The organism is Massilia sp. UYP34 (assembly GCF_056279385.1).
This window is the reverse complement of the sequence record NZ_JBWBRF010000014.1, coordinates 1-19,145: the sequence shown is the minus strand read 5'-3', so window position 1 is coordinate 19,145 and position 19,145 is coordinate 1. Positions and strand designations below refer to the sequence as shown.

Annotated in this window: 17 protein-coding genes; 10 read left to right on the top strand and 7 right to left on the bottom strand. The window is 61.6% G+C overall.

Annotation, left to right across the window (positions count from 1 at the left end; translation table 11 throughout):
* Positions 1-142: 142 nt before the first annotated feature.
* The gene (locus ACZ9AQ_RS18310; RefSeq protein ID WP_429206034.1) at positions 143-790 is read right to left on the bottom strand and encodes a response regulator; all 648 of its coding nucleotides are present in this window, start codon (positions 788-790) and stop codon (positions 143-145) included.
* On the bottom strand, positions 787-1,893 hold the full coding sequence (locus ACZ9AQ_RS18305) for a sensor histidine kinase (protein WP_429206032.1): 1,107 nt from the start codon (positions 1,891-1,893) through the stop codon (positions 787-789). The genes ACZ9AQ_RS18310 and ACZ9AQ_RS18305 overlap by 4 nt, the downstream gene beginning before the upstream one ends.
* Before the next feature lie 253 nt (positions 1,894-2,146).
* On the opposite strand from ACZ9AQ_RS18305, the gene greB reads away from it, so the two are divergent.
* Both greB and ACZ9AQ_RS18295 read left to right on the top strand, forming a co-directional pair.
* Positions 2,147-2,713 carry a transcription elongation factor GreB gene (gene greB / locus ACZ9AQ_RS18300; RefSeq protein WP_429206030.1) on the top strand — a complete coding sequence of 189 codons (567 nt, stop codon included), beginning with the start codon at positions 2,147-2,149 and terminating at the stop codon, positions 2,711-2,713.
* A 28-nt stretch (positions 2,714-2,741) separates the two neighbouring features.
* Entirely contained in the window at positions 2,742-3,329 is a 588-nt protein-coding gene (locus tag ACZ9AQ_RS18295; RefSeq protein ID WP_429206028.1) for a biliverdin-producing heme oxygenase, read from the top strand.
* Positions 3,330-3,370: 41 nt separating this feature from the next.
* Here the strand turns inward: ACZ9AQ_RS18295 and ACZ9AQ_RS18290 are convergent, their stop codons facing one another.
* The 4 genes from ACZ9AQ_RS18290 to ACZ9AQ_RS18275 all read right to left on the bottom strand — a co-directional run bounded on the left by ACZ9AQ_RS18290 (position 3,371) and on the right by ACZ9AQ_RS18275 (position 7,750).
* A complete protein-coding gene (locus tag ACZ9AQ_RS18290) occupies positions 3,371-5,614 on the bottom strand; it encodes a RelA/SpoT family protein (RefSeq protein ID WP_429206026.1) in 2,244 nt (747 codons plus the stop codon).
* A 78-nt stretch (positions 5,615-5,692) separates the two neighbouring features.
* On the bottom strand, positions 5,693-5,896 hold the full coding sequence (gene rpoZ / locus ACZ9AQ_RS18285) for a DNA-directed RNA polymerase subunit omega (protein WP_429206024.1): 204 nt from the start codon (positions 5,894-5,896) through the stop codon (positions 5,693-5,695).
* A 113-nt stretch (positions 5,897-6,009) separates the two neighbouring features.
* Positions 6,010-6,651 (bottom strand): guanylate kinase, encoded by a 642-nt coding sequence (gene gmk / locus ACZ9AQ_RS18280; protein ID WP_429206022.1) that lies wholly within the window; start codon positions 6,649-6,651, stop codon positions 6,010-6,012.
* A 211-nt stretch (positions 6,652-6,862) separates the two neighbouring features.
* On the bottom strand, positions 6,863-7,750 hold the full coding sequence (locus ACZ9AQ_RS18275) for a YicC/YloC family endoribonuclease (protein WP_429206020.1): 888 nt from the start codon (positions 7,748-7,750) through the stop codon (positions 6,863-6,865).
* 94 nt (positions 7,751-7,844) lie between these two features.
* Between ACZ9AQ_RS18275 and ACZ9AQ_RS18270 the strand changes: the two genes are divergently transcribed.
* Genes ACZ9AQ_RS18270 through hemW form a run of 5 tightly spaced genes read left to right on the top strand, consistent with a single transcriptional unit; the run spans position 7,845 to position 12,396 of the window.
* On the top strand, positions 7,845-8,819 hold the full coding sequence (locus ACZ9AQ_RS18270) for a serine/threonine protein kinase (RefSeq protein WP_429206018.1): 975 nt from the start codon (positions 7,845-7,847) through the stop codon (positions 8,817-8,819).
* Positions 8,820-8,821: 2 nt separating this feature from the next.
* Entirely contained in the window at positions 8,822-9,748 is a 927-nt protein-coding gene (locus ACZ9AQ_RS18265; protein ID WP_429206016.1) for a PP2C family protein-serine/threonine phosphatase, read from the top strand.
* Positions 9,749-9,776: 28 nt separating this feature from the next.
* Entirely contained in the window at positions 9,777-10,508 is a 732-nt protein-coding gene (rph, locus tag ACZ9AQ_RS18260) for a ribonuclease PH (RefSeq protein WP_429206014.1), read from the top strand.
* 60 nt (positions 10,509-10,568) lie between these two features.
* A complete protein-coding gene (gene rdgB, locus ACZ9AQ_RS18255; RefSeq protein WP_429206012.1) occupies positions 10,569-11,159 on the top strand; it encodes an RdgB/HAM1 family non-canonical purine NTP pyrophosphatase in 591 nt (196 codons plus the stop codon).
* Between the two features lies 1 nt (position 11,160).
* On the top strand, positions 11,161-12,396 hold the full coding sequence (gene hemW, locus ACZ9AQ_RS18250; RefSeq protein ID WP_429206010.1) for a radical SAM family heme chaperone HemW: 1,236 nt from the start codon (positions 11,161-11,163) through the stop codon (positions 12,394-12,396).
* A 19-nt stretch (positions 12,397-12,415) separates the two neighbouring features.
* On the opposite strand, the gene ACZ9AQ_RS18245 is transcribed toward hemW, so the two are convergent.
* Positions 12,416-13,270, bottom strand: a complete 855-nt coding sequence (locus ACZ9AQ_RS18245) for a zinc-binding metallopeptidase family protein (RefSeq protein WP_429206008.1) — start codon at positions 13,268-13,270, stop codon at positions 12,416-12,418.
* 287 nt (positions 13,271-13,557) lie between these two features.
* Between ACZ9AQ_RS18245 and ACZ9AQ_RS18240 the strand changes: the two genes are divergently transcribed.
* Genes ACZ9AQ_RS18240 through ACZ9AQ_RS18230 form a run of 3 tightly spaced genes read left to right on the top strand, consistent with a single transcriptional unit; the run spans position 13,558 to position 19,106 of the window.
* Positions 13,558-16,302 carry a type VI secretion system Vgr family protein gene (locus ACZ9AQ_RS18240; RefSeq protein ID WP_429206006.1) on the top strand — a complete coding sequence of 915 codons (2,745 nt, stop codon included), beginning with the start codon at positions 13,558-13,560 and terminating at the stop codon, positions 16,300-16,302.
* A 30-nt stretch (positions 16,303-16,332) separates the two neighbouring features.
* Positions 16,333-18,063 carry an esterase/lipase family protein gene (locus ACZ9AQ_RS18235; protein WP_429206004.1) on the top strand — a complete coding sequence of 577 codons (1,731 nt, stop codon included), beginning with the start codon at positions 16,333-16,335 and terminating at the stop codon, positions 18,061-18,063.
* Positions 18,051-19,106 (top strand): T6SS immunity protein Tli4 family protein, encoded by a 1,056-nt coding sequence (locus tag ACZ9AQ_RS18230; protein WP_429206002.1) that lies wholly within the window; start codon positions 18,051-18,053, stop codon positions 19,104-19,106. The genes ACZ9AQ_RS18235 and ACZ9AQ_RS18230 overlap by 13 nt, the downstream gene beginning before the upstream one ends.
* Positions 19,107-19,145: the final 39 nt, after the last annotated feature.

The following is a 19,145-nucleotide window of genomic DNA, read 5'->3' as shown; positions in this document are numbered from 1 at the left end:
GGTGGGAGGAAGTTCATGCCGATGCATGGCAGGCGTGAGCAAGGCGCGAGGAGGCCGCATGGCGAGCCATGCAACGACGAGCAACGCAGCGCACGCTTGCCAGGCGCGGCAGGAACGACTCTCACCTACCGGGATAGGTTCTTTAGTCGACCAAACCGTTACGGATGGCGTAGGTCGTCAGCTCGGCGCTGGTCTTGAGTTTCATTTTGACCAACAAGCGGGCGCGGTATTCGCTGACGGTCTTGACCGACAGCGACAGCTCGCGCGCGATCTCGCTGACCGTCATGCCGGAGGCGATCATGGTCAGGGTCTGGTACTCGCGGTCGGACAGGCCTTCGTGCACCGGCGCTTCGTGGTCCGCGCCGATCGAGCTGGCCAGGGTCTGGGCCAGCGCCGCGCTCACGTATTTCTGGCCGCCCGCCACCTGGCGGATGGCCGTCACCAGTTCGCGCGGCGCGCTCTGCTTGGTCAGGTAGCCGGACGCGCCGGCCTTCAGCGCGCGGATCGCGTACTGGTCTTCGCGGTGCATCGACAGCATCAGCACCGCCAGTTCGGGCTTGTCCTTCTTGATCTGCTTTAATACGTCGATGCCGTTGCGGTCGGGCAGCGAGATATCGAGCAGCATCACATTGGCTTTGGACTTGCCCACCAGCCGGGCGGCGTCGACGCCATTTTCAGCTTCGCCGGCGACGTTGATGTCGCGCTGTTCGGCCAGGATCTGCTTCAGGCCCTCGCGTACGATGGCATGGTCGTCGGCGATGAAAACGCGGATATGTACTTTTTCGGTCATTCTTGTTCTTGCGCCGCTTCGCGGGCCGCCGCCTGCTGCGCGGAGGTCCTGGATGCCAGCCTGGTCTTGATGGTCACCATCGTGCCACCTCCGGGCGCGGACGACAAGGCCAGCGTGCCTCCGAGTGCGCTGGCGCGCTCGCTCATGCCGCGCAGGCCGAACGATTGCGGCTTGAGGCGGTCGGCCGGCTGGATGCCGCGGCCGTTGTCGCAGATCGACAGGGTGAGCAGGTTGCGCTGGCGCCGCAGCGACACCGTGACCCGTGTCGCGCCGGCATGCTTGGCGATATTCGTGAGCGCTTCCTGGAAGATGCGAAACAGCGCGCTCGCGTGGTCGGGCGCGAGCTCCAGGTCTTTGTCCGGACAGCGCATGATGACGGCGGTCCCCATCTGCTTTTCGAACTCGCGCGCCTGCCATTCCAGTGCGGCGACGATGCCGAGGTCGAGCGTGCTCGGGCGCAGGTCGAGCGAAATGCGGTGCACCGCCTCGATCGTGCGGTCGACCAGGCCGTCGACGTAGTTCGCCTTGTCGGTCAGTTCCGGCTGGTCGGGCGGCAGGCGCGCCGACAGCATGGCCAGCGCCATCTTGATCGCGGTGAGGTTGCCGCCCAGGTCGTCGTGGATCTCGCGCGCGATGCGGGTGCGCTCGTCTTCCTTGGCCTGCTCGATATGCGCGGTCAGCTCGGCCAGGCGCTCGCGCGAACGGTGCGATTCTTCCTGCTCCTGCTTGCTTGCCGTGATATTGGTCATGATGCCGTCCCACTGAACCGCGCCGTCCTCGCGGGGGTGCGGAGTGGCGCGCAGGTTGATCCACTTGACGTCGTTCCAGACCGGGATGCGGATCCGTCCCTCCCAGTTCCAGGCCGCCAGGGCGGTGGCCGACGCCTGCATCGCCTCGTGGTAGGCGCGGCGGTCTTCCGGCAGGATCAGGCGTTCGAACAAGGCCGGATCGTCCTGCAGCTCGCCGGGCGCGATGCCGAGCAGCGCGCTGCAGCCTTCGTTCAGGCAGGCGAAGCTGGTGCTGCCGTCGGGGTGCAGGACGAACCGGTAGACCAGGCCGGACGAGGGTGGGTGTTCGGTGTGGAAAGAGGAGGGCAGGCTCATTGTTTTGTCTCGTTGCTTCTTTTTTTTCGCGCACTGCTTTTGGGCACGTCGAAAAACCTGCTGCGCGTTGCAGATTCGGTCGGGCCGCGTAGGTCTGCGATGCTCGCTGTACTCGAGTACAGCTGCGCTTCTCGACCGAATCTGCTGCCGCTCGCGACGGTTTTTCGAGGTGCCCTTCTGGCTTGTCTGCATCATACGATAAAAGCACGCGAATCCCGGCGCAGGCAATGCCAAGTCTCGTTACAATAAGGTCATGAATAAGGCATTTGTCAAAGAGTCGGACAACGAGGACGACGAAGAAGCATTGGCGCTGGCGCAGGCGATTCCCGCCGGCGCCAAGAACTACATCACCCCGGCCGGCTACCAGCGCATCAAGGACGAGCTGCTGCAGCTGATCGACGTCGACCGGCCCGAGGTGGTGCGCATCGTTCACTGGGCCGCCTCGAACGGCGACCGCTCCGAGAACGGCGACTACATCTACGGCAAGCGCCGCCTGCGCGAGATCGACCGCCGCATCCGCTTTCTCACCAAGCGCATGGATTCGGCCTTCGTCGTTGACCCGACTGTCCATTACGGTAACGACCAGGTCTTTTTCGGCGCAACGGTGAGCTACATCAACAAGGCCGGCGATGAACACACCGTCACCATCGTCGGCGTGGACGAGCTCGATCCTTTGAAGGGCAAGATCAGCTGGGTGTCGCCAGTGGCGCGCGCACTCACCAAGTGCCGCGAGGGCGACGTGGTGCCGTTGCAGACGCCGCTCGGCATGGACGAACTGGAGATTTTGTCGGTCGATTATCCCGAACCCGTGGCCGACTGAGGCCCTGGTTCGCTGCTAAGATGCGGTCATGAATCGACCTCTACAATCCGCGCCCGATGTGGACGCCCTGGCCGCGCTGCGCGCCGCCACTTCTGCACGCCACGAGCGCCTCGACGGCGGCTTGCCCCTGTCCGGCCCCGCTCCCGATCTGCATGACTATGCCACGCACCTCACGATGGTGCGCGACTGGCTGGCGCCGCTGCAGGTCTGGCTCGATGGTTTCGGCGATGGTCCGCAACAGGCGTTGCCGGCGGTGGGGCGGCTGGAGCTGATCGATGCCGATCTGGACGAGCCCGGCATGCCGCCGGTGCGTGCGCCGTCCGGCCCGCATGCCTGGCCACGCGATGCCAGCGCCGCCTACCGCTGGGGCGTGGCGTACGTGGTCGAGGGCTCGCAGCTGGGCGGGAAGGTGTTGTACGGGAAGCTCTCGGAGCGGCTCGCCCCGCATCCGCTGCGTTACCTGCGCGGGGCCGACGAAGGCCCGGGGCCGCGCTGGCGCGCATTCATGCTGGCGTTGAAGCAGCACGTGAAGTCGCCGGACGAGATTGCCGACGCGTGCGCGGGTGCGTGCGCGGCTTTCGACAGTATTCTCAGGCTATCGAAGTTGCCGGCATAGGGTGGACAACGCAGGGTGGACGATATTGGCGCGGCCGCCAGTCACGACCGCTCCCGCTCCACCCGGTTCACTCCCGCCACCCTGCGCAGATTGCGAATCAGCTGCGCCAGATGCACCCGATCCTTGATCTGGATCGTGAAGCGCAGCTGCGTCATGCTGTGCTCGTCATCCTCGTCCATGCCCACATAGGTGATGTTGGCGTCCGACTCGCCGATTTCGGCGGCCACGCGGGCGAGAATGCCTTTTTCGTTGTTGATCAACAGGCGGATGCGGCAGTCGAAGCGGCGGTTGAGTTCGTCGCCCCATTGCACCGCGATCCAGCGATCCGGCTCCTTGGCGCGGATGCGCTTGGCCGGCAGGCAGTCGCAGGTGTGCACCACCAGCGCCTGGTCGCGCCGCAGCTGGCCGGTGATCTGGTCGCCCGGGATCGGCAGGCAGCAGGCCGCCAACTGCACCGCCACGCCTTCGCTGCCGTAGATCGTGACCGGCGCGATCTCGCTGGCCGGCAGGGGCTTACTCGACGGCAGCAGTTCGGGGTCGCCTTCCATCAGCCCGAAGATGTGGCGCGCCACCAGGGCCGGCATGCGCTTGCCGATGCCGATGTCGGCATACATCTCTTCCATCGACTTGGCCGAGGTCTCGGCCAGCAGGCGCTCGATGACGGCGTCCGGCAGGTCCGGCTTGATATTGCGCACCGCGAGCGCCTGGGCCAGCAATTCCTGGCCCAGCTCGACCGATTCGTTGACGTCGATCAGGCGCAGGTGGTGACGGATCGCCGAGCGCGCCTTGCCGGTGCGAACGAAGGTGAGCCAGGTCGGGCTCGGACGCGATTCCGGGTCGGTGATGATCTCGACGATGTCGCCGTTGTGCAGCTCGGTGCGCAGCGGCTGGTCTTCGTTGTTGATCTTGACGCCCACCGTGTGGTCGCCGATGCCGGTGTGGATCGAGTAGGCGAAATCCAGCGCCGTGGCGCCGCGCGGCAGGGCGATGATCTTCGACTTGGGCGTGAAGACATAGACCGAATCCGGGAACAGGTCGACTTTCACGTGTTCGAGGAACTCGGCCGAGTCGCCGGTCTGCTGCTGGATGTCGAGCAGCGACTGCAGCCAGGCATGGGTGCGGTGCTGCAGGTCGGTGATGTTGGAGTCGCCCGTCTTGTACAGCCAGTGCGCCGCCACGCCGCTCTCGGCGGTGCGGTGCATCTCTTGCGTGCGGATCTGGAATTCGACCGGGGTGCCGTAGGGGCCGATCAGGGTGGTGTGCAGGGACTGGTAGCCGTTGATCTTGCCGATCGCGATGTAGTCCTTGAACTTGCCGGGCATCGGCTTGTACAGCGCGTGCAGGGTGCCGAGCGCCACGTAACAGTTGGGCACGCTGTCGACGACGACGCGGAAGCCATACACGTCCAGCACTTGCGAGAACGACAGGTGCTTGTTGCGCATCTTTTTATAGATGCCGTACAGCGTCTTTTCGCGGCCGTCGACTTCGAACTGCAGACCGCTCGAGGCCAGCTGGTTCTTGACCGACTCGAGGATCTTCTTGACCACCTCACGGCGGTTGCCGCGCGCGGCCTTGATCGCCTTCGACAGCGTCTGGTAGCGCAGCGGGTACAGGTGCGAGAACGAGAGGTCTTGCAGTTCGCGGTAGATATTGTTCAGGCCGAGGCGGTGGGCGATCGGCACGTACACTTCCATCGTCTCGCCGGCGATGCGGCGCTTCTTGGCCGGCACCATGACGCCCAGGGTGCGCATATTGTGCAGGCGGTCGGCCAGCTTGATCAGGATCACGCGCACGTCGGATGCCATCGCCAGCAGCATCTTGCGGAAGTTTTCCGCCTGCGCTTCGAGCTGGCTCTGGAACTCGATCTTCTCGAGCTTGGACAGGCCATCGACGAGGTTGGCGACCTGGGCGCCGAAGCGCTCGATCAGCTCGTCTTTCTTGACGTCCTGGTCTTCAATCACGTCGTGCAGCAGGGCAGCCATGATGGCTTGCGCATCGAGCTTCCACTCGGCGCAGATCTCGGCGACGGCGATCGGATGGGAAATATAGGGTTCGCCCGACTTGCGCACCTGGCCCAGGTGCATCTCGTCGGAGAAGCGGTAGGCTTCCTTGACTTTCTTGAGTTCGGCCGGCGTGAGGTACTCGGACAGCATCGAGATCAGCTGCGTGACCGATGCCACGCCGGGAGCGACGGGCTCGAGGTAATCGGGCGGACGATTGTCGGCGCGCCGCTCGCGTGGAGCAGCAGGGTTGCGTGAATTGGTCGAATCCGGAGACAGGTTCATTACGTTAATCGTCAAGCCGTAGTAGGTACAGAATAACAGAAGACGGGATGACGCTAATCCAGGCAACCCCGAAGGGAATTACATCGGTACTTTTTTCAGCATTTCCACGCCGACTTTGCCGGCGGCGATTTCGCGCAGGGCGATGACGGTCGGCTTATCCTTGGCTTCGACCTTCGGGGTGTGGCCTTGCAGCAACTGACGAGCACGGTAGGTAGCGGCCAGGGTCAGCTGGAACCGGTTCGGGATGTTCTTGAGGCAGTCTTCGATGGTAATGCGGGCCATGTGTGTGCTCCTGATGTGCAAAAATTCGTTTCAAAACGCGGGAATGACAACGCTAGAGCGCGCCAATGGTACAACGCACCAACGGTGAAAAGCACGCCAGATTGGCGCGCCGATCAGGTTTGATGCGCGTGGATTCCCAGTTGGGCAAACAGCGTAGCGCTACGGGCGGCCTGTTGGGCAAACCGGCAACGTGTCGCTTTGATAATCGCCTGCAGTTCGGCCAGGGCGACGTTAAACTCTTCGTTGATGATAGCATATTCGAACTCCGGAGCGTGAGCCATCTCGCCGCCGGCCGCCAGCAGGCGGCGCGTGATGATGTGCGGCTCGTCGGTGCCCCGCTTGTGCAGGCGTTCTTCCAGCGCCTCGATCGACGGCGGCAGAATGAAAATGCCGGCCGCGTCCGGGAATAATTTCTTCACCTGGCGCGCACCCTGCCAGTCGATCTCAAGCAGGATGTCGGTGCCGTTCTTCATTTCCTGTTCGACGGTCAGGCGGCTCGTGCCATAGTAATTGCCGTGCACCTCGGCCCATTCCAGGAATTCGCCGCGCTCGGCGCGGGTGACGAAATCCTCGGCGCTGGTGAAGTGGTAATGCTCGCCATCCTGTTCGCCCGGACGCGGCGGGCGGGTCGTGGTCGAGATCGACAGCTTGATGCCGGGTTCCTGCGCCAGCAGGGCGTTGACCAGGCTCGACTTGCCGGCGCCGGACGGGGCGGCGACGATGAACAGGCTGCCGGAGAAGGCGTGTGGGAGCATGGTGGTTCCTTTGTTAATACGTTTCGTCGCGAGTGCGCGCCGCGATAATGATGACAATCACGCTAGCATAAATACGTCGTTCCCGCGTAGGCGGGAACCTAAGTTGCCAGCGCTATCGAGACGCTGAACAACTTGGGTTCCCGCCTTCGCGGGAACGACGTTTTGGGGCTAACAAAAAAATAAATCCACGGGCTGAACAACGTCAGCCGGATCACTCCAGATTCTGCACCTGTTCACGCATCTGCTCGATGAGCAGTTTCAGTTCCATCGACGCATCCGCCAGTTCCTTGACCGAGGCCTTGGCGCCCAGCGTGTTCGCTTCGCGGTTCAGTTCCTGCATCATGAAGTCGAGGCGCTTGCCGACCTGGCCGCCTTTCTTGAGGATGTGGCGGGTTTCGTTCAGGTGGGCCGACAGGCGCGACAGCTCTTCGGAGACGTCGATGCGGATGCCGTACAGCGTCACTTCTTGCCGGATCCGTTCCAGTACTTCCTGGCGCGTGAGCGTCGACGGATTGCCGTGGCCGGCCAGGCCCAGGGCGTCCTGCATGCGCTCGATGGCCTTGTGCTGGAATTGCGAAATGACTTGCGGAATGAGCGGCGTGATGCGCTTGACGATCGCTTCCATCGATTCGATGCGCGATTGCAGCATCGTTTCGAGCGCCGCGCCTTCGCGCTTGCGGCTGTCGACGAAGGCGGCGATGGTGGTGGCGGTGAGGGCGGCCACGTCCGCCTGGAGCGACTCCTGGCCGATGGTCGATTCTTCGACGACGCCGGGCCAGCGCAGCAGCTCGGCCACCGTCATCGGGGACGCCTGCGCGAAGTGACGCGTCACTTCGCCCTGCAGGCGGGCGAGGTCGGCCAGCAGTTCCTGGTTCAGCGCCGAGGAGCCGCCGCTGGCCTTGCGGCCGAACGACAGGCGAACCTCGACCTTGCCGCGCGTGATCGCGGCCATGATCGCCGAGCGCAGGTCGGGTTCCAGCGCGCGCAAATCGTCATTGATACGGAACTGGAGATCGAGGAAGCGCGAATTGACGCTCTTGATTTCGATCGTGAGGGTTCCTGCAGCGCCTTCGCTGGTGGCGACCGCGTAACCTGTCATGCTTGAAATGCTCAATGGGATCCCCGGTTTTTATTCTTTACAAAGCCGACATTTATCCACACAATCGCCCTGTTTAGCAAGGAAACCCAATTGGATGGCTGCACAGAATAACGCTCCCCTGCCCGATGGGCTGGACATTGCCGGATACCGCATTGTAAAGAAAATCGCGTCCGGTGGGTTCAGTATTGTTTACCTTGCCTATGACGGCGAAGGCAATGCGGTCGCCATCAAGGAGTATTTACCGAGCGCGCTCGCGCTGCGCCAGCCGGGCGAACTGGTGCCCGTCGTCGCCAAGCCGCACCTGGCCGTGTTCCGTATCGGCCTCAAGTGTTTCTTCGAAGAGGGCAGGGCGCTGGCGCGCATCGTGCACCCGAACGTGGTGCGCGTGCTGAACTTCTTTCGCGCCCACGACACCGTATACATGGTCATGGCCTACGAATCCGGCCACTCGCTGCAGGAACACATCGCGCGCGCCGCGGCCAAGGGCGGGCGCCTCGGCGAGCAGTTCGTGCGCCAGGTATTTACGGGCGTGTGCGCCGGCCTGCGCGAGGTGCACGCCAACAAGCTGCTGCACCTCGACCTCAAGCCGGCCAATATTTATCTGCGGTCCGACGGTTCGCCGCTGCTGCTCGACTTCGGCGCCGCGCGCCAGACCCTGCACAGCGATGCGCCGATGCTGGCGCCGATGTACACGCCGGGTTTCGCGGCGCCCGAGCTGTCCACGCGCGGCGCCAGCCTCGGGCCGTGGACCGATATCTACAGCCTGGGCGCCGCCATGCTGGCCTGCATGAGCTGCGCGACCCCGCAGTCGGTCGAGGCGCGCCGCGCCGGCGACGGGTTGGCCGAGCAGCTGGACCGGCTGGTGGGCCGCTATTCGCCCGAGCTGATCGACCTCGTGCAAGCCTGCCTGGCGCTCGATCCGCTCGCCCGTCCGCAGAGCGTGTTCGCCATCCAGAAAGCGCTGCAGGCCACCCCGGCGGCGCCGCGCGCGGCGGCGTCGGCAGCGGCGCGCGGCGGCTGGCGCGGACTCGTCGACCGTCTCGGCGCATTCGGGCGCGGCCAGGGGTAATCATGCAATTTTCCGTTTACCAGCAAAGCCATATCGGCGGCCGCAAGGTCAACCAGGACCGCATGGGCTATTGCTTCACGCGCGATTCGCTGCTGCTCCTGCTGGCCGACGGCATGGGCGGACACGCGCACGGCGAGATCGCCGCGACCATCGCGCTGCAGACGGTGTCGATGATGTTCCGCATGCAGGCGCGTCCCTACGTCAAACGGCCGGAGCGCTTCCTGGAAGAAGCGCTGCTGCAGGCCCACCACGACATCCAGGCCCATGCCGCCACCCACGGCCTGCCCGAGATGCCGCGCACGACCGTCGTGGCCTGCCTGGTGCAGCACAACTGCGCGGTGTGGGCGCATGCCGGCGACTCGCGCCTGTACTGGGTGCGGCGCAACCAGGTGCTGGCGCGCACGCGCGACCATTCGCATTTCGAGTACCTGGTCGACCGCGGCCGCGCCGATCCGAGCGAGCGCGCGACCCATCCCGACCGCAACAAGCTGTACAACTGCCTGGGCGCCTCTGGCGCGCCGAAGATCGAGCTGTCGCACCAGGTCAGCCTGCAGCCGGGCGACGTGCTGCTGCTGTGCTCCGACGGCCTGTGGTCGATGTTGCCCGAGGCCGAGATCGTGCATCGCCTGGCGACCGGCAGCGTGGTGCAGGCCGTGCCCGGGATGGTGCAGACGGCGGTCGCCGTCGGCGGCGCCCAGGCCGACAACACGACCGCGCTGGCCATCGCCTGGCAGGGCGCCGACACCGCGCATGCGGGGCTGCCCGATGTGATCTCGACCCAGCTGCTGGGCGAGGACATGGTCAGGTCGACCATCGTCGGGGACGAAGCGGCCCCGGGCGGCGCGGACGCGTTCGGCGACGACGACATCGAAAAAGCGATCGCCGAGATCCGTGCGGCGATCGAAAAGTCATCCCAGGTCATCAAGTAGACACCCGATAAACACGAAAGCAACCGTCATGACATTTGAACAGCGCCCCAGCGGCCGCGCGGTCGACCAACTGCGTCCCATCACCATCACGCGCAACTACACGCGTCACGCCGAAGGCTCGGTGCTGATCGAGTTCGGCGACACCAAGGTGATCTGCACCGCCAGCATCGAAGAGAAGGTGCCGGGCTTCTTGAAAGGGAAGGGCCAGGGCTGGCTGACCGCCGAATACGGCATGCTGCCGCGCTCGACCCACAGTCGCATGGACCGCGAAGCCGCGCGCGGCAAGCAGAGCGGCCGCACCCAGGAAATCCAGCGCCTGATCGGCCGCTCGCTGCGCGCGGCGTTCGACCTCGAAGCGTTCGGCGAGCGCACCCTGCACCTCGATTGCGACGTGATCCAGGCCGACGGCGGCACCCGCACGGCCAGCATCACCGGCGCCATGGTGGCGGCCCATGACGCCTTCGATAAACTGGTGGCGGCCGGCATGATCCCGGCGGTCCCGGTGCGCCATTTCGTGGCCGCGGTGTCGGTGGGCGTGTTCCGCGGCATGCCGGTGCTCGACCTCGACTATCCGGAGGATTCGGATTGCGATACCGACATGAACGTGGTGATGACCGAGACGGGCCACTTCATCGAGGTGCAGGGCACGGCCGAGGGCGCGGCGTTCGACCGCGCCGGCATGAACCGCCTGCTGGACCTGGCGCAGCACGGCATCGCCGACCTGATCCACCTGCAGAAGCAATCGCTACGGCTCCTGTGACCTGCATGGCGTGTGTGAAGCCGGTAAAATAGCTGGCTCATTCAATCCCACCCGCTTACCATGACCCAACGCCTGATCCTCGCCTCCAACAACGCCGGCAAGCTCAAGGAATTCGCCCAGCTGCTCGGCCCCATCGGGTTCGAGCTGCATCCGCAGGGCGAATTCGACGTGCCGGAGGCGGAAGAGCCGTTCGGCACCTTCGTCGAGAACGCGCTGGCCAAGGCGCGCCACGCGTCGCGCCTGACCGGACTGCCGGCGCTGGCCGACGATTCGGGCGTGTGCGTGAACGCGCTGGGCGGCGCGCCGGGCGTGCATTCGGCGCGATTTGCCGGTGAGCCGAAGTCGGACGCCCGCAACAACCAGAAGCTGGTGTCCGACCTGGCGGGACTCGGCGACAAATCGGCCTATTACTATTGCGTGCTGGTCTACGTGCGCCATCCGGACGATCCGCAGCCGGTGATCGCCGACGGCCGTTGGAACGGCGAGATCATCGCCAGCCCGCGCGGCGAGAACGGCTTCGGCTACGATCCGCATTTCCTGATCCCGTCGCTCGGCAAGACCACGGCCGAGCTGGCGCCGATCGAGAAGAACGCGCTGTCCCACCGCGGCCAGGCGCTGCGCGCGCTGGTCGAGAAACTGAAGTCCGCCTGACATGATCCCGATTAAAGTTGCGGCCCCTGGGCCGAGCGAGCCGCGTTCGCCGGCCAGCGCCGCGCTGCAATACCTGCAGCCGGGCGCACTCAACCTTGCCGCCTTGCCGCCGCTGTCGCTGTACGTGCACTGGCCCTGGTGCGTGCGCAAATGCCCGTACTGCGACTTCAACTCGCACGAATCGAAGGGCGAGCTGCCCGAGCAGGCCTACCTGGACGCGCTGCGCCTCGACCTGGAGCAGTCGCTGCCGCTGATCTGGGGCCGCAAGATCCACACCGTTTTCATCGGCGGCGGCACGCCGAGCCTGATGTCGGCGGCCGGCCTGGACCGCCTGATGTCCGACCTGCGCACGCTGCTGCCGCTGGAGCTGGACGCCGAGATCACGATGGAAGCCAATCCGGGCACCTTCGAGGCCGAGCGCTTCAAGAGCTACCGCGCGAGCGGCATCAACCGGCTGTCGATCGGCATCCAGAGTTTCAACCCGGCGCACCTGAAGGCGCTGGGCCGCATCCATGACGGAAGCGAAGCCTTGCGCGCGGTCGAGATCGCGAAGAACACCTTCGAGAATTTCAACCTCGACCTGATGTACGCGCTGCCGTCGCAGACGCTCGACGAAGCACGGCGCGACCTGGAGACGGCGCTGGCGTTCGCGCCGCCGCACCTGTCGCTGTACCACCTGACGATGGAGCCGAACACGGTGTTCGCCAAGTATCCGCCGGCGCTCCCGGACGACGACCTCTCCGCCGACATGCAGGACATGATCGCCGAGGTGACCGGCGCCGCGGGCTACGAGCATTACGAGGTCTCGGCCTATGCCCAGCCGGGCCGGCGCGCGCGCCACAACCTGAATTACTGGAAGTTCGGCGACTACCTCGGCATCGGCGCCGGGGCCCACTCGAAGCTTTCGTTCCCGCACCGCGTGCTGCGCCAGGCGCGCTTCAAGCAGCCCGCATCCTTCATCGAGGCCGCGAAGCGCGGCAATCCGGTGCAGGAAGAACACGAGATCGGCCGCGCCGACATGGGCTTCGAGTTCATGCTCAACGCGCTGCGCCTGACCGGCGGCTTCGATCCGAACCTGTTCGGCGAGCGCACCGGCATGAACATCGGTGCGATCACGAAGGCGCTCAACGAGGCCGAGGCGAAAGGCCTGATCTACCGCGACCACAAGCTGATCAAGCCGACCGAGCTGGGGCAGCGCTTCCTGAACGACCTGCAAGAGATGTTCCTGGCCGAATAGGGGGGTGGCCGAGTAGGGCCTAGATCTCGACGGCGCCGGCCAGCGCCTCCAGGGTGCGGGACAGGCCGCCGACGATGCGCGCCATGCCGTGGTAGTCGTTGCGGTCCTGCGGCCGCTCATGGGCCTGGTCTTGCTCCTGGCCGGGTGCCGCCTCGGCGTGGAAATAAGGAAAGCGAAGGAAGCCGGCGTCGGTGATCACCAGCGCAGGCCCGTCTTCCGGTCCGCCGCCATGCCCCGACAGGGTCAGCCCCATCACGTGGGCCGGCGCCGCCAGTCCTTGCCGGGCTTGCATCGGATCGTTGCGCAAGGCGGCCAGCGCCTGGCGCACCCGGGTCGACGATTCGCGCGTTCCAATGAAGGCCATGAAGTTGCCGCCATCGCGGCGAGCTGCGATGGCGCGCCGGTCCGCCGCTGCGGCCGGCTCATCGTTCACGAAAAAAACGAAGCGGACCTCGGTGCCGTAAGCGGGATGCAGCGTCCTGGCCGCGCGCGCCAGCTCGAGCACGGCGGCGGCGCCAGCGATCCCCGCAGGAGTGTCCTGATCGAGGTGGGCGCCGACGATGAAGGTGCGGGCGGGGCGCTCGCCGGGCGCCAGCCTGGACACCGCCACCTCGATGCTGCGGCCCGGATGCGCCGCGTCGCCGCCCTGTCGCACGCGAGGGGCATAACCGTAGCGCCGCAGCGACGCCTCGACGTGGCGCAGTGCGCCGTACGGCTTGCCCGACGCGGCGGACGCCAGCGCCTGGGTGTGTGCCTGGAGGCGCGCCGCCAGCGGGGGCGCGCCGGATGTGGTGTCGACGGTCAGCATGGCCAGCACGATCGCCAGCAGGATCGCGAGGATCACTTTCCAGTGTGAGTTGAAAAAATTGCGCATGGCGTCACCACAGCGCCGCGGGGCGCATTGACAGCAGTCGGTGCAATCAGTGTAGCCAAATCACCCGAGCCACGCGCCCCCGCGCGGGCAATTCCGCGTTACAACGACGGAAACGCCCTGCCGGGGGCAACCGCCCCGAATCTGCGGCTCAGCCGTTCGGCGCGCTGCTGTACCACCGCGTTGCCAGTGGTGCAGTTGCGCCCCATCAACCTCATCGTGATTTGCCGTGGCTATGATCGGCTTTGCTCATAGGCACTAGCGAACTGTTCATTCATGAGGTGGAAACCATGATCATCGATAAGTTTGCCGCCGGGGTCAGTAGTTTGACCGACATGAACCGCGCCATACGGCTGCGTCTGTCCACACCAAGGGGGATCGTCGACGATCTGCTGCTGGTGAAATATGTCAGCGGCGTGGAGACGATCTGCGGGGGAATTGAATATGCGCTGCAGTGCGTCTCCCTGCAGGCGGGCATGGAGCTCAAGCGCTTTATCGCCAATCCGGTCGAACTTCAGTTCGTGACCGACTCGGGCAAGCTTCGCAGCGTGTGCGGGATTATCGGCGGCGTCATCGAGGGGCAGAGCGACGGGGGGCTTGCGACTTATCAGTTGATGGTTCGGGACGCCTTTTCGCTGCTGGAGCAAACCTGCAATACACGGGTTTTCCGCAATCGCAACGAGATCGACATCACCGAGATCATCTTGCGCGAGTGGCGCCAGGCCAATCCGATCGCGGCGGCTGCATTTCATTTCGAATCGGGCGGGTTGAAGCAGTATCCGCCTCGCGAATTCACGATGCAGTACAACGAATCCAATGCGGCTTTCTTGCGGCGTCTCTGGAAGCGTCGGGGTATTGCATGGTTCATCAAGGCGGGCGCGTCGAATGAGCGAGGAAGCAGCGACGTCCCGGTCCATACGCTGGTCCTTGTCGATAACCCGAACGCGCTGGAGCAGAATCCAGCCGGTGCGGCGCGCTTCCACCGTGATCACGGCACCGAGCAGCGCGACAGTATTACCTCCTGGCATGCGGTACGTCACCTGACCGCTGGGCGTGTCAATCGCCGTAGCTGGGATTACGCCCAGACGTGGTCCATGAATAGCCAGGAAACGAGCCTCGTCGATCAGGGCGTGATGGGCAACCAGTTCGCGGCCAGTCTCGATGAGTACCTGATCGATTCCCCCCATGCTGGTGCCAATGGCGACGATTATCGGAGCCTTGGGGTGCTGCGCATGCAGCGCAAGGAATACGAAGCCAAGTTCTTTCAAGCGGAAAGCGGCGATCGGGACATGCGGGTCGGGCAATGGCGTCGCATGGATGGGCATCCGGAAATCGATTCCCATCCAGCCGATCAGCGGGAATTCGTCTGCACCGAGTTGCGGGTGGAAGCCGAAAACAACCTGCCGACGACGCTCGAGGAAAAGGCTGGCCGTCTGTTCGCCCTGAACCGTTGGAGCAGCGATCGCGCCGCCTTGCTGCAGGCCAGCGCTGAACGCGGTGTGCGTTACACGAACCGCTTTACGTGCGTGCGGCGAGGAATCCCGATCGTTCCTGCCTATGATCCGCGTATCGACTTGCCTCGGACTGAAGCGCAGACCGCCATCGTGGTCGGACCTGCGAACCAGGAAATCTACTGCGACGAGCGCGGCCGAATCAAGGTCTGCTTTCCGGCGTGCCGTCCGGAAGACCATGAGCACGCGGATGGTGCCGGCGCTTCCGGCAGTGACCGCGATTCGGCATGGTTGCGCGTTGCTTCAGGGTGGGCGGGTAACGGGTATGGAGCGATCTCGCTGCCGCGCGTCGGCGACGAGGTGGTCGTGGTGTTCATGGGCGGCGATCCTGACAAACCCCTCGTCATCGGCAACGTCCATGGCGCCCGGACGCCGTCGCCTTCGTTCAGCCGCAATAGTGCCCTTCCCGGCGACAAGCACTTGTCTGGAATCGTGAGCAAGGAAGGGCAGGGGGTGCGGGCCAATCAGCTTCGCATGGACGACACGCCGGGGCAGATCAGCGCGCAGCTTGGGAGCGAACACGCTCACAGCCAGCTGAATCTCGGCTACCTCACACACCCGAGGCGGGATGGTTCGGCCGAGCCACGTGGCGAAGGTGCGGAGCTGCGCACCGATGCAGCGCTTTCATTGCGGGGCGGGCAGGGGATTCTCATCAGTGCGGATGCGTCGCTGCGGGCTGCGGGAAGGCTGCTTGATCGTGATGGACTGACTGGTCTATTCGACGCATTGTCGAGTATTCAAAAACAGCTGGCCGAGTTGGCTGAGGCGCACGAAGCAGATGTGTCGGAAGGCGAGTCGCTCATGCAGCTGAAAAACCATCTCGAAAAGTGGGAGGACGGCACTAAGGCGGTAGGGCAGTCGACATCGGGAGCAAATGGCGAGCCGATCGTCGCTATTGAGGCACCGGCAGGTGTGCTGGTCGGCAGTCAGGCGGGTGTCGCAATTGGTGCTCAAGCACATATTGATCTTCTCAGTGTTGGGAATACGCAGGTATCGGCTGGCCGAAAATTGCTTCTCCAAGCACTACAGGGAATCAGCATATTTGTGCATTCCATTGGCGCCAAGCTGGTTGCGGCAAGTGGGAAAGTAGAAATCGAGGCGCAGGATGAGAATGTGGAGATTACTTCAGCGAAACGTATTGTCCTCTCTGCTTCCGAGGAAATCGTTCTGCAGTCTCCCCGAATAACACTGGTCACGCAAGGTGCCCAAGTCGTGTTTGGCGACGGTGCGATCACACATCAATGCACTGGTGGTTTTGTGGTTAAGGCATCCAAGTTTGAATTTCCCAGTGCTGGCGACGGTGTAGGGATGACGATGCATATGCCCGAAAGCGTGCTTAAGCATGATCAGCGTGTGCGCATGGTCGATTTGAGTACAGGAATGCCCTTGGTAGATCAACGGTATCGCGTCACGCTAGAGGATGGACAGACTGTCGAAGGGCGCACGGATCAGGACGGGATGACTCAGGATTTCTCTTCAGATATCCCATTTGCGCAATACACGATTGAAGCTTTGGACGATTAAATCACCGATATTGATATCAGAGAAAGCATCATGGCGACTGGTCAAAAGCTAGCAGGTTATAAGCTCCCAACGAAACCCGAGCAAAGTGGTGGAAAGTTGGCCCAAGGTTTCATCACGCCTAGCCAGAACAAGACTCCTCAAGTTCATAGTATCCCACCCAAGCGCGTTCTTCCCATCATATTCATTCCAGGTATCATGGGGTCGAATTTGCGAATGAGCGCGGAACGGCAGGCCAGCCTTGGGAAGAAAAATAATATTGCATGGCGACCAGATAATCTTTTCGAAACCGTGCCGATGAAGGAGGACAGTGCAGCGGAAAGACAATTGCGCTTTGACCCATCCCAAACCGAACTTGATACCTATGATCCCAAAATAAATATTACCGGAAACCCGATTGAAACATCAAATATACGTAACAAGGCTGCACATTTTTCCAGTCAGTATGGTGGAAGTTGGAGACGTATTGATGGGCCACTTCTGCAAAGCGACAGGCCCGGAACGAGCGACGCAAAAACTAGGGATGAAAAAGCGCGTGAACGTGGGTGGGGCGAAGTTTTCTTTGGAAGCTATGAGAAAATTCTTAGCGAATGCGAGGTGCGGTTGAATGGTGTGTTCTCCGATCAATTCAAAGACGGCTATTTAATGCGGTCAATCGTCAATGTTAATCCTTCCCAGTGGGAGGCACATCCAGGCTCATCTATGACTAAAATGGACGAAGCATCATTGCGCAATGCCGTCAAAGGATGTTGGTTTCCTGTACACGCAATGGGGTATAACTGGCTCCAAGGAAACATGGACTCTGGGATTGAAACTGCTGAGAGGATAACTGCGTTGATGAAGAAGTATCAGAGCCAGGGCTACCAATGTGAGAAGGTAATTCTAATTACACACTCGATGGGAGGCTTGGTTGCGCGAGCAATAATTCATCCAGAAATGGGTAAGATTGGCGATCAGGTTCTTGGTGTAATACATGGCGTAATGCCCGCGATAGGAGCGGGAACAGCTTACAAGCGCATGCGGTGCGGTTTTGAAGGCGACGATACCTCGGCAAGAATTCTAGGTGCAACGGGTCCCCATGTGACTGCTGTTCTGGGAAACTCTCAAGGCGGACTGGAATTGCTTCCTTCTCAGGAATATGGGAATAATTGGTTGCAAGTGACGCGTGGTAGCGAAGTAATTAAAAGCTTTCCTCAGAAAGGAGATCCCTATGAGGAGATATACAAGGCGAGCGATAAATGGTATGGACTTCTACGTAAAAACTGGCTCAATCCGGCAAATTTGCCAGGGAGGAACTTAAGGCGAACATTTCATTTAATTGATGAAGCAAAAAGATTCCATAATCAGATTGTTGAAACTTATCATGATCAGAGCTACGCCCACTATGGTGCCGATGCCAAAGGGCTCGCCTGGCATAAGGTGATATGGAAAATCGAGGGAGATGTTGTTTCGGATGACGTGACATCGCTAGAGATAGCCAGTGACGATGAAAAGGGGGGGCTGGATCTCAGAAATTCAAGTGCATCGTCGAAAAAAACAGAGAAAAAGATTTTATTAAAAACGCACCTCCAGCCTCCAGCCGAGCCGGGAGATCAAACGGTTCCAACATACTCAGCAGATGCGCAACTAAGAAGTGGAAAATTCAAAGGAGTGTTCCGGCAGACTGGATACGAGCATCAGGCCAGCTATAGCAATGAGTCGGTGATCGCGGCAACGATTTATTGTCTATATCGGATTATCTCAACAATGAGATGGTCGAAATAATGAGGGCGTCTTTATCTCGGAAATCTGTAATTTATTTACTAATGACCTTCTTGGCTTTGTTTTGTATTGAAGGATGCCGTCGAGCAGTAGATGATGCTTCCGGAGGAGCTGTGGAAAATATATCGCCCAAACTAAAATCAATGTTCAGCGAGACTAGATCTATTTGCTTTGGTCGTCTTGTAATGCAGGTTCCGCATGATGCTACTTTAGTATATGGCCCGGCGGAGATTGAATCATCGATCGAATATCGACAAGGGGAATTGGGGAGGTTCGATGAATATATCTCCGTGCGAATGAAGAAAATCGACAAAGAGCGCAGGTTTTTTAATGAGAGGAATTTTTCGAAGCTTCCGCTATTCGGAAAGGTACTTGATGGGGCGAGATTGAATCAAAAAATTATTATTGGCTCCGATGATAGGGTAGGCTATACGGTGTTGTCGCTTGTGCCGGTGAACGAAGATATTTTCATTCAAGAGGTCTACGGTGTTCTGCCAGAAGATGACTTCGTCAATCGAATGAATCGTGTAGCAACTATCTTGCGTGCTCGTGAGGCCGAAGAAATTCCAGCTGAGCCTGGATTGTGTATTGAAGGGGGATTTGTTGCTGGAGAGTATGAGTATGAACGTGTGACAATCGGAATAAGATTGATTGAATTTCCGGATGTGCATATATCAGTAGATGTCCATAAGAATCTTGAGTATCTGGACAATGATTCCAGCCCGAAAATACTGCACGAGCGTGCGCAACGAAATGCAGAAGCTGCAGGACTTGGGCCGGTATTCTCTCGTGGGAAAATATTGCGTGATCAAACGCGACGGATAGCACATTGGAATGGGCAGGAGATGGCATTTCGAACTCCAGCTTACAAGCGCGCTGCATCAGTTCACGAATTCCATTTTTACAGTGCTGGGTCTGTTAATGACCCTTTTCATCCAAAGTTAGATATTCGGCTTGACTCCGGTGTTCGCGAAAATGCAAAGGCAGCTATTAAGGCCACCTCTAAAAACCTCGGCCGAGACGCCTGCGGCTGGGTAAAATCCTGACATCGAACCAAGCCAGCGAGTGCCGTCATGATGAAACCC

Coding starts and splice junctions, on each gene's coding strand:
- ACZ9AQ_RS18235 (WP_429206004.1), top strand. CDS start 16,333: ATGGCGACTGGTCAAAAGCTAGCAGGTTATAAGCTCCCAACGAAACCC.
- greB (WP_429206030.1), top strand. CDS start 2,147: ATGAATAAGGCATTTGTCAAAGAGTCGGACAACGAGGACGACGAAGAA.
- ACZ9AQ_RS18275 (WP_429206020.1), bottom strand. CDS start 7,750: ATGACAGGTTACGCGGTCGCCACCAGCGAAGGCGCTGCAGGAACCCTC.
- ACZ9AQ_RS18295 (WP_429206028.1), top strand. CDS start 2,742: ATGAATCGACCTCTACAATCCGCGCCCGATGTGGACGCCCTGGCCGCG.
- rpoZ (WP_429206024.1), bottom strand. CDS start 5,896: ATGGCCCGCATTACCATCGAAGACTGCCTCAAGAACATCCCGAACCGG.
- ACZ9AQ_RS18230 (WP_429206002.1), top strand. CDS start 18,051: ATGGTCGAAATAATGAGGGCGTCTTTATCTCGGAAATCTGTAATTTAT.
- hemW (WP_429206010.1), top strand. CDS start 11,161: ATGATCCCGATTAAAGTTGCGGCCCCTGGGCCGAGCGAGCCGCGTTCG.
- rdgB (WP_429206012.1), top strand. CDS start 10,569: ATGACCCAACGCCTGATCCTCGCCTCCAACAACGCCGGCAAGCTCAAG.
- gmk (WP_429206022.1), bottom strand. CDS start 6,651: ATGCTCCCACACGCCTTCTCCGGCAGCCTGTTCATCGTCGCCGCCCCG.
- ACZ9AQ_RS18270 (WP_429206018.1), top strand. CDS start 7,845: ATGGCTGCACAGAATAACGCTCCCCTGCCCGATGGGCTGGACATTGCC.
- ACZ9AQ_RS18245 (WP_429206008.1), bottom strand. CDS start 13,270: ATGCGCAATTTTTTCAACTCACACTGGAAAGTGATCCTCGCGATCCTG.
- rph (WP_429206014.1), top strand. CDS start 9,777: ATGACATTTGAACAGCGCCCCAGCGGCCGCGCGGTCGACCAACTGCGT.
- ACZ9AQ_RS18310 (WP_429206034.1), bottom strand. CDS start 790: ATGACCGAAAAAGTACATATCCGCGTTTTCATCGCCGACGACCATGCC.
- ACZ9AQ_RS18290 (WP_429206026.1), bottom strand. CDS start 5,614: ATGAACCTGTCTCCGGATTCGACCAATTCACGCAACCCTGCTGCTCCA.
- ACZ9AQ_RS18305 (WP_429206032.1), bottom strand. CDS start 1,893: ATGAGCCTGCCCTCCTCTTTCCACACCGAACACCCACCCTCGTCCGGC.
- ACZ9AQ_RS18265 (WP_429206016.1), top strand. CDS start 8,822: ATGCAATTTTCCGTTTACCAGCAAAGCCATATCGGCGGCCGCAAGGTC.
- ACZ9AQ_RS18240 (WP_429206006.1), top strand. CDS start 13,558: ATGATCATCGATAAGTTTGCCGCCGGGGTCAGTAGTTTGACCGACATG.